Annotated in this window: 13 protein-coding genes and 1 other annotated feature; all 13 genes read right to left on the bottom strand. The window is 33.4% G+C overall.

Going from position 1 to position 14,047, the window contains the following annotated elements; genetic code table 11:
* Positions 1-13 precede the first annotated feature (13 nt).
* Complete coding sequence (alaS, locus tag HMPREF0389_RS01810) at positions 14-2,659, bottom strand: alanine--tRNA ligase (RefSeq protein ID WP_014262036.1); 2,646 nt, start codon at positions 2,657-2,659, stop codon at positions 14-16.
* 200 nt (positions 2,660-2,859) lie between these two features.
* Positions 2,860-3,077, bottom strand: a binding site (T-box leader).
* Between the two features lie 695 nt (positions 3,078-3,772).
* On the bottom strand, positions 3,773-4,150 hold the full coding sequence (locus tag HMPREF0389_RS01820) for a hypothetical protein (protein ID WP_014262037.1): 378 nt from the start codon (positions 4,148-4,150) through the stop codon (positions 3,773-3,775).
* 387 nt (positions 4,151-4,537) lie between these two features.
* Complete coding sequence (locus HMPREF0389_RS01830) at positions 4,538-5,158, bottom strand: hypothetical protein (protein ID WP_014262038.1); 621 nt, start codon at positions 5,156-5,158, stop codon at positions 4,538-4,540.
* Positions 5,159-5,676: 518 nt separating this feature from the next.
* Positions 5,677-6,297 carry a hypothetical protein gene (locus tag HMPREF0389_RS01840; protein WP_014262040.1) on the bottom strand — a complete coding sequence of 207 codons (621 nt, stop codon included), beginning with the start codon at positions 6,295-6,297 and terminating at the stop codon, positions 5,677-5,679.
* 889 nt (positions 6,298-7,186) lie between these two features.
* The gene (locus HMPREF0389_RS09160; RefSeq protein WP_041250753.1) at positions 7,187-7,396 is read right to left on the bottom strand and encodes a hypothetical protein; all 210 of its coding nucleotides are present in this window, start codon (positions 7,394-7,396) and stop codon (positions 7,187-7,189) included.
* On the bottom strand, positions 7,353-7,805 hold the full coding sequence (locus HMPREF0389_RS01855; RefSeq protein ID WP_041250754.1) for a hypothetical protein: 453 nt from the start codon (positions 7,803-7,805) through the stop codon (positions 7,353-7,355). Before HMPREF0389_RS01855 ends, HMPREF0389_RS09160 begins: the two co-directional genes overlap by 44 nt.
* 511 nt (positions 7,806-8,316) lie before the next feature.
* On the bottom strand, positions 8,317-8,694 hold the full coding sequence (locus tag HMPREF0389_RS01865; protein WP_014262045.1) for a hypothetical protein: 378 nt from the start codon (positions 8,692-8,694) through the stop codon (positions 8,317-8,319).
* A 12-nt stretch (positions 8,695-8,706) separates the two neighbouring features.
* Positions 8,707-9,084, bottom strand: coding sequence for a hypothetical protein (locus tag HMPREF0389_RS01870; protein ID WP_041250755.1), 378 nt, complete (start codon positions 9,082-9,084; stop codon positions 8,707-8,709).
* Positions 9,085-9,127: 43 nt separating this feature from the next.
* A complete protein-coding gene (locus HMPREF0389_RS09165; RefSeq protein ID WP_049770193.1) occupies positions 9,128-10,939 on the bottom strand; it encodes an InlB B-repeat-containing protein in 1,812 nt (603 codons plus the stop codon).
* A gap of 269 nt (positions 10,940-11,208) precedes the next feature.
* Entirely contained in the window at positions 11,209-12,507 is a 1,299-nt protein-coding gene (locus HMPREF0389_RS01880; protein ID WP_014262047.1) for a tyrosine-type recombinase/integrase, read from the bottom strand.
* Positions 12,508-12,598: 91 nt separating this feature from the next.
* On the bottom strand, positions 12,599-12,898 hold the full coding sequence (locus tag HMPREF0389_RS01885) for a helix-turn-helix domain-containing protein (RefSeq protein ID WP_014262048.1): 300 nt from the start codon (positions 12,896-12,898) through the stop codon (positions 12,599-12,601).
* 215 nt (positions 12,899-13,113) lie between these two features.
* A complete protein-coding gene (locus HMPREF0389_RS09220; protein WP_278214615.1) occupies positions 13,114-13,239 on the bottom strand; it encodes a hypothetical protein in 126 nt (41 codons plus the stop codon).
* 154 nt (positions 13,240-13,393) lie between these two features.
* Complete coding sequence (locus HMPREF0389_RS01890; protein ID WP_014262049.1) at positions 13,394-13,816, bottom strand: RNA polymerase sigma factor; 423 nt, start codon at positions 13,814-13,816, stop codon at positions 13,394-13,396.
* Between the last annotated feature and the right edge of the window lie 231 nt (positions 13,817-14,047).

The raw sequence follows: 14,047 nt of genomic DNA on the forward strand, positions 1-14,047 counted from the left end.
ATAAATTTTGATATTACAATAATTGAGCGATTAACACATCCTTTGCCACATTCAGTGCATCTTTGATTTTACTTACATCTTTGCCGCCTGCTTGTGCCATATTGGCTTTTCCGCCACCGCCACCTTTTGCGATTTTTGCCACTTCCCTTAAAAGATTTCCGCAATGTGCTCCTTTTTCTACCGCATTTTTTCCTGCCATTGCAATAAAATTAATTTTTTCATCCTTCTTAGAAGCAAGCACCACCACAAGAGTATCGTCCTTATCTACCAAACTTTGAGCTATATTTCTCAAATCGTCTGAATCAACATTTTCAAACTCATTTGTTAATAATTTTAAATCACTAACATCTATGCAGTGAGACATAATATTATCCATATTTTCTTGCAAAATGGTATTTTTAAGTTGAGCAATTTCTTTTTTCGCTTCCTTTAATTCCACAATCTGATGTTCCACTCTTTCAGATAATTGATCCTGTTTTGTCTTCATTTTTTCAGATAAATCTTCCAAAAGACCTTCTTGCTTTTTCAAAACTTCATATACTTTCATTCCTGTAACAGCTTCGATTCTTCTCACTCCGGACGCAACTCCTGATTCTGAAACAATCTTAAACATTCCGATTTCAGAGGTGTTGCTCACATGTGTTCCGCCACAAAGCTCAACAGAATAATCGCCCATAGATACTACACGAACTGTTTGACCGTATTTTTCTCCAAAAAGCGCCATTGCTCCCTTTTCTTTCGCTTTCTCAATTGCCATTTCTTGACAAGTAACTTCCAAATAAGAATAGATTGCTCCGTTAACTGCCAGCTCTACTTTTTGAAGTTCTTCTTTTGTCATTGCTTCAAAGTGAGTAAAATCAAATCTCACACGCTCAGGTGTTACAAAAGAACCGGCCTGAGTGACATGATTACCCAATACTGTACGAAGGGCTTTGTGCAAAAGGTGAGTTGCTGAATGGTTTCTCATTGTTTCGTTTCTACGAGATTCATTAATTTCAGCAATCATACTGTCTCCAACAGAAATTTCTCCTTCAATCACTTCTCCGATATGCATAATAACATCATTATTACCTTTTTTTGTCTGGATAACAGAAACTTTTCCTCTTTGACTCTCTAAAATTCCGATATCCCCCACTTGACCGCCACTTTCTGCATAAAACGGTGTTCTGTTCAAAATAAAGATAGCTTTATCTCCCTTTTTCGCTGTTTGAATCAACGCATCCTCTTGAACAATACTGATAATACTTGCTTCTTCTGTAAAACTTGTATATCCCTCAAAAACAGTAGGCTCTAAATCCAATGAGATGTTCTCTTTCTTCCATCCTTCGTTATCACTGTCTTTTCTGGCACTTCTTGCTCGATTACGTTGTTTTTCCATTTCTTCATAGAAGCCTTCTTCCTCTACAGAAAAACCTTCCTCTGTCAAAATCTCTTTTGTCAAATCAAATGGAAATCCAAATGTATCATAAAGACGAAATGCCTTTTCAGGGCTCATCATCGTTTCATTAGTATCTTTCATACGATTCATCTCTTCTCTCAAAATTTCTAACCCTTGATAAATCGTCTCTTCAAACTTGTCTTCCTCTACCTTAATCACCTTGTAAATATATTCTTGTTTTTCCTTTAATTCCGGATATGCATCTGCATTAATTTCAATCACTTTTGACATTAATTCATGCAAAAACGGTCTATCCATCCCCAATAATTTTCCATGTCTTGCAGCTCTACGAAGAAGTCTGCGAAGAACGTATCCTCTTCCTTCATTAGATGGAATAACACCGTCTCCAATCAAGAAAGTTACTGCACGAATATGGTCTGTAATAATACGAATACTGATATCCTTTTTACTATCTTCACGATATTTCACATGTAATAACTCTTCAATCTTTCGAATAATATCCTGCATGGTATCAATATCAAAGATACTATCCACACCTTGCAACATACAAGCTACACGCTCCAATCCCATTCCTGTATCAATATTCGGATGAGGCAATGGAGTCAAAGTCTTATCTTCTTCCTTATTAAATTGAGTAAATACCAAGTTCCAAAATTCCAAGAAACGGTCGCAGTCGCATCCAGGTTTGCAGTGCTCATCATCACAACCGAATTCTGCTCCTCTATCGATGTAAATTTCCGAACAAGGACCACACGGACCTGTTCCTGTTCCTATTTCCCAAAAATTATCCTCTTTTCCTAATCTTACAATCCTATCTTCCGAAACACCGATTTTATCTCTCCAAATATTGTATGCTTCGTCATCTTCCTCGTATACAGTTACCCATAACAACTCCGGACTGATTTCCAAAACAGTGGTAACAAATTCCCACGCCCACGCAATCGCTTCATTTTTAAAGTAATTGCCAAAAGAAAAATTTCCTAACATTTCAAAAAAAGTCGCGTGGCGAGCTGTAATTCCTACATTTTCAATATCTCCCGTGCGAATACATTTTTGACAGGTAGACATTCTGTTCTTTGGCGGTTTTTCAATTCCCATAAAATAATTCTTCAGCGGAGCCATGCCGGCATTGATAAGTAACAAACTGTTATCGTTAATTGGAACCAAAGGAAAACTTGGACTCACATAGTGATCTTTACTTGCAAAAAAATCCAAATAACTTTTTCTAATCTCATTGACAGACTTAAATTTTAACTTCATTTTCTCTACCCCTCTTTTTTCAAAATACAATCCTTCTATAAATTGATGATAAGCAGTTATGTTAGATGTGACTCTAAACAACCACAATAGTTCACATCAATTCTTTTCATATAATAAGAGACAACCACCATTAAAACTATCATTTCAAACAATTTTACTGCTAATAAAATAAAAACACCCCTATGCCATCTCGTTTATGACATAAGGGCGACTCATCATCACGGTACCACCTTACTCTAATTTGAAATCAAACTTTTTCAAATTATCTTATTAGAACCGATAACGAGATTCCACACCGTTTTCCATTACGAAAATTCTCAAGGAGAGCTTCTCTTTATCACCGGCAAAAGCTTTCACCAACCGCTTCTTCTCTAAATGCAAGTAAAATAAAGATACTAATTCCTGTCACCGATAAATTATCCTATTCTCCACAAATCTTTCTTTTTATTATAGAAAATGAATTACAAAAAGTCAAATAAATTTTTCATAGAACATCTCAATATAAATTCGTTCTTAAATTGCAACGTTAATTATAAAATGAAATTACACTAATATTTTCAGCATCAATCTCAATCCGTCTGAAATTGATTTCTTGACATATATGTTCTTGACATATATGGATGTAACAATCTTTCATTAAAATAATTCAAAAACAGGAATACTTGCTTCAAGACAGTTCATATTCCTGTTTTCAATTATTTTAATAGTTATTTGTTCTCACTAACTATCCACGGAAAATATAGCCTAAATGAATGTAAAATTCAATTGTCTTCAATAACATAAAAAATATATTTGTCACAATAAACCATCTATAGGCTCCATGGATCAGTTCTTTTTTTCTTATATCTTTTATCTTTACTACTATTACATAGAAACTCGAAAAATACATGATACATACAATCCAACAATATAATTTCTCAAATGAAGAAGATAGTATAGTGTCCGTAATTCCACAACAACGATATAAATAAAAATAATCACTCCATTCATAATTTTGTAAATATGAAAAACGTTCCTCAATAAACACTATTGTGGACTGTATTTGTATGCTTAAAAATATTACAGTTAATATATCAACAAAGTGTATTACTTTATTCTTCATTCTCTTAACCCTCATATGCTAAACGCTGCATCTAATTCAATCAAAAAATCCACCGTCTTAAATATAACAAAACATATATTTATCACAATAAACCATCTGTAAGTTCCACTAATAAGTTCTTTTTTCCATAAATCTATCAACTTTACTGTTATTACATAAAAACTAGAAATATAAACAATAAATACCAATAAATTATAGATAAAATCATATGATGATCTTCGTATCATATCTGATATACCACTAATAGAATACATCCACATATAATCATACCATGGAGAATTTTGCACATACAAACAATTTCCTTTGATAAAAACAATTTCCGATTGTAATATTATCATTAAAATTATTACAGTTAATATATCAACAAAGTGTATTACTTTATTTTTCATTCTCTTAACCTCATATACCCATTGCAGCAGTCCAGAACACATCAAATTCTACTATTTTAGCACAAATAAAAGCTATATTAACAAAAAGAAGAGCTCTATGCATTCCATACATCGTTTCTTTTTTGTACATACATATCATCTTTATCACTATTACATAGAGATTTAGACAAAATACTATGAACAAAAATTGATAATATATAAACTCACTTCGAAAAGAATCATACACTAAAGTACTTAAACCATACGAATTATAATATATAAAAAATTTGTTCCATGAATAGTAGTGTAAATATGAATAATCTTCAAAAATAAAAACAACAGTAGATTGTATTTGTATTGCAAAAAGTATTACCGTAAGTATATCTATAGCTAAGATTATTTTTCTTTTCATTCTACTACCCCTTTCCATTCTCCCACAAATCGAATTCTGGCTCTCAGTGCATCAAGATTTTTTTCATACCTCTTCTCATTATCGCCATGTTTTTCCCCATCTCTCGGCAAATCATTTCTCGATACATTTCCATAATTGTCATAAGGACGAATATCATATAACCAATGACTTGCTCCATCTGTAGATATTTTCCCTTTTGCATAATACATTCCGCTAAAGTTATAGGTTCCCATATTCTTCGGATCTGTTTTTTCGGTACAAGCTTTTCCCTTATTTTTGTTTTTGTTATTACTTCCGTAATAGTTGATATACACTCCTTCGTTCCTGCCGTTTTTGGAGATAAATTTCAGATTGTATGAACCCGTTTCGGAAAAGGATGTCGGACACATATGATATCCGGAACTTCCTACCTTCAGCAACACCCAATTACTGCTTTGGGAATTTAACTGTTGCAGTGTTGTCGGAATTCTGTTCAAATTATTTCTAAAATAATGAACTTTTTCTGTTACACTTCCTGAATGTTTTACATAACTATTGAATTTACTACAATATTCATCCCGGTATTTATCCCAATCTTTTTTCCAGTAGTCTTCTCGAAACTTACCCTTTGTATTCACTTTTCTCTCTTTTAAGAAGGTACAATAGTCTTTTATGAAAATAATTCAAAAACAGGAACACTTGCTTCAAGATAGGTCATATTCCTGTTTTTAATTATTTTAATAGTTACTTGTTCTCATTAATTATGCATGCGTGATAGTGATTAAATAAATGTAATATTCAATTGTCTTCAATAACACAAAAAGTATATTTGTCACAATAAACCATTTGCAAGCTCCATGGATCAGTTCTTTTTTTCTTATATCTTTTATCTTTACTACTATTACATAGAAACTCAAAAAATATATGATAAATACAATCCAAATATATACTTGATCATATGATGACCTGCGTATCATATCCGATATACCAAATATACTATATAAATCAAAATAATCATCCCATGTGAAATTTTGCAAATATGAGGAACTTTCCATAATAAAAACAATAGTAGATTCTAACTGTATCATTAAAAGTATAATACTTAATATATCAACAACGAATAGGAAACCCTTTTTTTTATTGATAGTATTATTTTTCATTCATCTATTCCTTTCCATTCTCTTGTAAATTGAATTCTAGCCCGCCTTACATCAACATTATACTCATACCTTGTTTCATTATCTTTACGCTTTTCTCCATCTCTCGGCAAATCATTTTTCGATACATTTCCATAATTGTCATAAGGATGGATATCATATAACCAATGACTTGCTCCATCTGTAGATATTTTTCCTTTTGCATAATACATTCCACTAAAGTTATAGGTTCCCATATTCTTCGGATCTGTTTTTTCGGTACAAGCTTTTCCCTTATTTTTGTTTTTGTTATTACTTCCGTAATAGTTGATATAGACTCCTTCGTTCCTGCCGTTTTTGGAGATAAATTTCAGATTGTATGAACCCGTTTCGGAAAAGGATGTCGGACACATATGATATCCGGAACTTCCTACCTTCAGCAACACCCAATTACTGCTTTGGGAATTTAACTGTTGCAGTGTTGTCGGAATTCTGTTCAAATTATTTCTAAAATAATGAACTTTTTCTGTTACACTTCCTGAACGTTTTACATAACTATTGAATTTACTACAATATTCATCCCGGTATTTATCCCAATCTCTTTTCCAATAGTCTTCTCGAAACTTACCCTTTGTATCCACTTTTCTCTCTTTTAAGAAGGTATAATAGTCTTTTATGAAAATAATTCAAAAACAGGAACACTTGCTTCAAGATAGGTCATATTCCTGTTTTCAATTATTTTAATGGTTACTTGTTCTCACTAACTATCCACGGAAAATATAGCCTAAATGAATGTAAAATTCAATTGTCTTCAATAACATAAAAAATATATTTGTCACAATAAACCATAGATAACATCCATGGATCAGTTCTTTTTTTCTTATATCTTTTATCTTCTTCTATTACATATAAACTAAAAAAAACATGTGATGCACAGAATCCAAATATATGCTTGGTCATATGATGACCCGCTTATCATGTCAAATATTCCACTAAGCGTATAAAGTGACAAAAAATCGTCTCATGTATAATTTTGTAACTTTTAAAAACTCTTCAACAAACACTATTGTATACTGTATTTGGATGCTTAAAAATATCACAGTTAGGGTATCTACAAGCAGCATCACTTTCTTCTTCATTCTCTTAACCCTCATATGCTAAACGCTGCATCTAATTCAATCAAAATTTCAATAATCTTCCATAGAACAAAACAGATATTTATCACAATAAACCATCGATAAATTCCATGGATCAGTTCTTTTTTCCATATATCTTTTGTCTTCACTGTTATTACATAGATATTCCAAAAAAATGTGATAAATAAAGTCAATATATATATATAAATAAATGAAGAATGATATATAGTATATGATATTCCGTATAAACTGTAGATAGAAAGATAGTCAGTCCATGTTAAATCGTGTGAATATGAAAGACTATGCACAAAGTACACAACTAAAGATTGTAACTGTATCATTAACAGTATAACAGTCAATATATCAAAAAAAATAATTTTTGTCTTTCTATTCTTCATTCTTTTATTCCTTTCCACTGTTTTTCAAACTTGTTTCTGGAATTTTTAGCATCGTAATTATCATTGTACCTATTCGCATTAGAATTACTCATTTGTTCAAATAAATTCGGCAAATCATTTTTTGATACGTTTCCATAGCTGTAATAAGGCACCATATCTAATTCAAAATGATCTTTTTGCTTCTTTGGATGCTTTTCCTTTTGCATAATACATTCCGCTAAAGTTATAGGTTCCCATATTCTTCGGATCTGTTTTTTCGGTACAAGCTTTTCCTTTGTTTTTATTCTTATCTCCATAATAATTGATATAGACTCCTTCATTCCTGCCATTTTTGGAGATAAACTTCAGATTGTATGAACCTGTTCCGGAAAAGGTTGTCGGACACATATGATATCCGAAACTTCCTACCTGTAGCAACACCCAATTACTGCTTTGGGAATTTAACTGTTGCAGTGTTGTCGGAATTCTGTTCAAATTATTTCTAAAATAATGAACTTTTTCTGTTACACTTCCTGAATGTTTCACATAACTATTGAATTTACTACAATATTCATCCCGGTATTTATCCCAATCTCTTTTCCAATAGTCTTCTCGAAACTTACCCTTTGTATTCACTTTTCTCTCTTTTAAGAAGGTACAATAGTCTTTCATTAAAATAATTCAAAAACAGGAACACTTGCTTCAAGATAGGTCATATTCCTGTTTTTAATTATTTTAATAGTTACTTGTTCTCATTAATTATGCATGCGTGATAGTGATTAAATAAATGTAATATTCAATTGTCTTCAATAACACAAAAAGTATATTTGTCACAATAAACCATCTGCAAGCTCCATGGATCAGTTCTTTTTTTCTTATATCTTTTATCTTTACTACTATTACATAGAAACTCAAAAAATATATGATAAATACAATCCAACAATATAATTTCTCAAATGAAGAAGATAGTATAGTGTCCGTAATTCCACAACAACGATATAAATAAAAATAATCACTCCATTCATAATTTTGTAATCTATCCCATTTTTCCATAGTAAACATGAGTTTAGATTGAATGTCTATCACCAATAGTATTACAGTTAATATATCAACAAAGTGTATTACTTTATTTTTCATTCTCTTAACCTCATATACCAAATTCTCTATCTAAATGAATCAAAAACTCTAATGTTTTAAATACAACAAAACAGATATTTATCACAATAAACCATCGATAAACCCTATGGATAAGTTCTTTTTTCCATAAATCTATCAATTTCACTACTATTACATAAAAACTGGCAAAATACACAACAAATACAGTTCCATGATAAATATACTCATATGATGATCTTCGTATCATATCTAACATTCCACAAACAGAATAACACAAAATACAACTGTCCCATGAATAATTCTGCAAATATATAAAATTTTCTTTAACAAAAATAATCCATGATTGTAATCCTATCATTAAAATTATTACAGTTAATATATCAACAAAGTGTATTACTTTATTTTTCATTCTCTCTTAACCTCATATACCCATTGCAGCAGTCCAGAACATATCAAATTCTACTATTTTAGCACAAATAAAAGCTATATTAACAAAAAGAAGAGCTCTATACATTCCATACATCGTTTCTTTTTTGTACATACATATCATCTTTATCACTATTACATAGAGATTTAGACAAAATACTATGAACAAAAATTGATAATATATTAACTCACTTTGAAAAGAATACCCCAAACTGCTCAAACCATATGAGCGATAAAATATAAAAAACTCATTCCAAAAATAGTTCTGTAAATATGAATACTCTTCAAAAATAAAAACAACAGTAGATTGTATTTGTATTGCAAAAAGTATTGCCGTAAGTATATCTATAGCTAAGATTATTTTTCTTTTCATTCTACCATCCCTTTCCATTCTCTCACGAATCGAGTTCTGGCTCTCAGTGCATCATAATTTTTTTATATCTTCCTTTATTCTTGTCGTTCGTTTCCTCATCTCCAGGCAAATCATTTCTTGATACATTTCCATAGTTGTAATAAGGCAACATATCTAATTGAAAATGATCTTTTGCTTCTTTGGATGCTTTTCCTTTTGCATAATACATTCCGCTAAAGTTATAGGTTCCCATATTCTTCGGATCTGTTTTTTCGGTACAAGCTTTTCCCTTATTTTTGTTTTTGTTATTACTTCCGTAATGGTTGATATACACTCCTTCGTTTCTGCCGTTTTTGGAGATAAACTTCAGATTGTATGAACCTGTTTCGGAAAAGGATGTAGAACACATATGATATCCGAAACTTCCTACCTTCAGCAACACCCAATTACTGCTTTGGGAATTTAACTGTTGCAGTGTTGTCGGAATTCTGTTCAAATTATTTCTAAAATAATGAACTTTTTCTGTTACACTTCCTGAACGTTTTACATAGCTATTGAATTTACTACAATATTCATCCCGGTATTTATCCCAATCTTTTTTCCAATAGTCTTCTCGAAACTTACCCTTTGTATCCACTTTTCTCTCTTTTAAGAAAGTATCATAATCATTCATTAAAATTTCTGTTCCCCATCTTCCGATTGTACTAACTTTCTCTCCATTACTTAATGATGATGAGTTCTTTTTTATCTTTTGATTCAATCTCTCTTCCACGCTTTTAAGATGTTTCGAGCTGCCGAGATAATCTATGGTATAGCGTTGTGGAATAAGTGGCTTTTCATCCTGTTTATCTTCAATTCCGTCGCCATCGCTGTCTCTTTTGTTCGGATAAGAGTGCAATTTGAAGAATACTCTTCCTTTTTTATCTGTTCTTTGGATGATTTCTTGTCCGTCTTTCAATCCGTCATTATCTGTATCTTTGTTGTTCGGGTTGGTCCCATGTTCTTTTTCTTGTTTATCATTGAAGTAATCTTCGTCATAGTCCCCAAAAATCGGATTGGAACCAAAACGTACTTCTTCTAAATTGGTAAGTCCGTCGCCATCAATATCCAGCTCCGCATCTGCTGTATCATCCAAATAGGTGTGTGTTTTTAACGGATCGGTCGTTGTAAAATTGTGTTCTTCTGAATCTGTTAATCCATCTCCATCTGTATCTGTTTTGTGAGGATCTGTTTTAAGAATCATTTCATGTCCATCCAACAGTCCGTCGCTATCACTGTCATGTGTGGTATCCAACCATAATGCATATAATGTAATATCTTTGTGGATTGGTGTACCATCAAAAGAAAATCCGTTGTCAAAATCTTGTACTTCTTTTTCTTGGTACCACGCCAAAAAATAGTACCCGTCTCTGTACGGGGGTTCCAAATATTCTACATAGTTTCCTTCTTTTACCGATTGCATTTCTTTTTTGCTTGGTATTCCATCATTTAAATCAAAAGTTACAGTATATGTTTTGTCTTGTTTGGAATCATGATTGCTTTCTCTTTCTTTTTTTGCTTTGTTATCACTTTTTGCCTGTTGTGTTTGATTCTGTAAGGAATTCTTTTTCGCCTGTTCCGACATATGAGGTTTTAAAGATAGCCCTTTCCCTCCCACATGCTGTATGATGGAATTTTTCATGTATCTACCATCTTTGTCCACTTGGCTACCATCAGGTGTTGTTGTATTTTGATACAATACTCCATCATTTCCAAAGTAATATCTGTATCCATCTATCCAATGCCAACCTACCAATCTTTTTCCAAATGTCCTATCGTGTTTTGTGTTAAAAAAAGAATACTTTCTATCGCTATCCTTGTACCATCCATATATCAACTATCCTTCTTTTCCTTCTGTGTTGATGCTGAAACAGTACCAAAAATTCACTCCGCTAACATACTTATCCATCTTGCTTTTATTCTGATGTATACTTCTGATTTCTTCCACAACTATTTCATTCCTATGAATGGTTTCACTAATTCTAATTTATCTATCTATAATCCTCTAAATCCCTAAAATACTTGGTTTTTCATAGGATTTCGCTTTCTTTTTTACTTGGTTTCCCTTGATTTTTCCCTTATGAGAATTTTTAAGGGAAATTTTACTTAATCGATTCCCATTGCATTGTCCAGCAGTTTTGCAGAGGAGCGCTTTGCTTCTCTTGAAGCGTGGGCATAGATATTCATCGTGGTAGTGACATCGGCGTGTCCAAGAAGCTCCTGAACTTCTTTCGGCGCTGCTCCATAAGAGAGTAAATTGCTTGTAAAGGTATGTCTTAATGTATGGAAGTGAAAATCTTCCAATCCCGGTATTTTCTTCTGAGCACTTCTGCAAACAAGGCTGACGGTGCTTGGAGACTCATAGGCTCCGTCCGGTCTTAAACAAACTAAAGATAAAGGCTTGTAATCTTCCGGAACATTTTCGTTCATCCCTAAAGTATAAACCTCAAAGTAGCTGCGGTTCTTTTCCTTAACCTCTACATAATAATTTAGGGAATAAAGTTCTCCATATTTCATCCTGTTTTGTAATTGCTCTTTTTTCGCCTTTTTCAAAATATCAGTCAGCACATTTCCGAAATCAACCTCTCGGACTTTCTTTCGTTTTGTAGGACCTACCTCTACTTTGTGTCGCATCTGATTATAGCGCATACTTCTGCGAACCGTCAGATATTGTTCTTCTAAGTTGATGTCCTGCCAATCAAGCCCGCATGCCTCTCCAATCCTCAAGCCTGTATAATTGGCAATCTGAATGGGGAGTACCGCCGGATTGTTCTTTTTTTCCAAATAAGCGATAAGTTCCTTGAATTGCTCATGGTTGATAGTAGGTGTTACCTGCTGGATTGCATTGTTTTCCACAAACAGTTCGTAATCCTCCGCCTGATTGCGACGAATAACATATTGCATTGGATTAAACGAAATCAGTTTCTTTGGGAATACCGCAAAACGAAACGCTCCCTGCAATACTGCTGAGTATTGCCGAATTCCACCAATACTTAGAGGTTGAGCAACTGTTCCGTCCGGCTTTGTTCCTCCAAAACTGAGTAAATCCATAAAGGATTGCAGATGATCCGAAGTAACAGTTTTCAGCTTTCTTTTTCCGATCGGATGTTGCTTGATGCGACGAACTGTTGCTTGATATGCCATAACAGTACCGTTGCTTAGATAGCCGGGCTTTAATTCTTCCTCGACCCACATATCAAGCATATCACTTAATGTCACATTCTCATTTTTCGCAATGAATTTTTTGTTATCATAATCCTCCATTGCCTTTCTGAGAAGTGATTCTGTTTCCGCTTTACTTTCTGTTCCGGGGAATTCTTTTTGAATTCGGTTGCCGCTTTCATCTTCGATATAAAACCGATAGTACCACTTTTTTCCTTTTTTTCTTACAGATCCCTTTGCCATTGTTTTTCTCCTTTCCTACGACAAAGAAAACTGCAAGGATGTGATACTTTTATTATACCAAGCATCCCTGTTTATGGCTATGCCGTATTTTTTATTTCACTGCTCGAACCTCATCATTATCAAGTAGATTCAAGCCTTCATTGATTTTCAAAAAATATTCCATGGTATCTACACGAATAATGGTTTTACGACCGATTTTCAAAGTCGGTATCTTTCCTGAACGGATCAGGTGGCGTAGAGTAGTTCTCCCAATTCCGGTGTAGTCTGCCGTTTCATCAATCGTCATTCCAATGCGGGGAACCATTCTTGAAACTCTATTCTTTTCTTCGTGCCCGGAAGTACCGAATGATTGTCGTTCTTTCTTTTGAGTGACATTTAGACCATCATTCATCGCTTAGACCTCCTTTCTTTTTTATGAAATAAGCTGCACTGACTTGCTTAGAAGATTTACATCACACCAAAAATCAGTGCAGCATTTGTCATATTATCATTATTTGAACATATCCGGACGGATAGGTAACTGCCTATCCTCATGGGAATTCCACCCCCTCCCATGCTGATGGGTGGGCCGCCCCTTACAGTGACGTTAGCCAGACGGAAGTATCATTACTGCATATCGTTGCCATAAAACCGTTTCTCTTTACTTGCAATGTTGGTGTTTTTCGCTCCGTCTTTGACATTCAAAACCGTATATCCAAAGTTATTATTTCGGTTTCTTCTGTAAAAAAACATCATGGCGTACCCACTGCTTGGCTCCTTGCAGCCTGCCTTTGCAGGTCGGTATCCGGATTGTTCTATTCAGTTGTCAAGGTACAAATTAGGTAGGGGATATTATTTTATATGCCTCTCATAAGTAAGGACATTTTTTGACCTTTTTCGGAGGGTATTACAAAACTTTTTTCAAAAATTTTGCCATATTCTTTAATCCCCTTTCAATGGACTCTCTCACAGCTCTTTCATCGACCTGTTCCGATTTGGCAATTTCGCTTTTACTCATACCTAAGAAGTAATGTGCATAGATGCGATCCGCCTGTTTCTTTGGAATGCTGTTGAGTCCTCGGTATAACTGTTCTTTGGTCAATTTTCGCTCATAAATCTCATCCGGTGTCTGTGCAGTCAGCAAGATACTATTTTCAATTCCATTATCTACATCAAGAGAGTAATAGGCTTTGTATCTGCGAATATATCGCTGATAACTTGCCTCTTGAATGTCAAACACTTTTAAAATCTCCGCTATCTGATCCTCCACCTCGATAAAGAAATCTTCTTTGTAGAACGGGTAATAATCTCGTAGGTTAATCTTTTTCATTGGTATTCCTCCTTTTGATTTGAAAAACTTAAAAATCAAAAGGAGAGAGAGGGGGAGAGCGACAACGAGAGAGTATTTCTTTGCAAGAAAAAATGCCCCACCGGAATAATTCCGATAGGGCATAAAAAACTATTTGTATATTCTCATAGAGATAGAAAAAAACGATTAAGCTATATGCTACTGTTTCAACAAATACTACAGCTGATTTTTTATCTGCAAGAAGATGATTTG

Origin of the sequence: Filifactor alocis ATCC 35896 (assembly GCF_000163895.2) — a bacterium.
Taxonomy (GTDB): Bacteria; Bacillota; Clostridia; order Peptostreptococcales; family Filifactoraceae; genus Filifactor; species Filifactor alocis.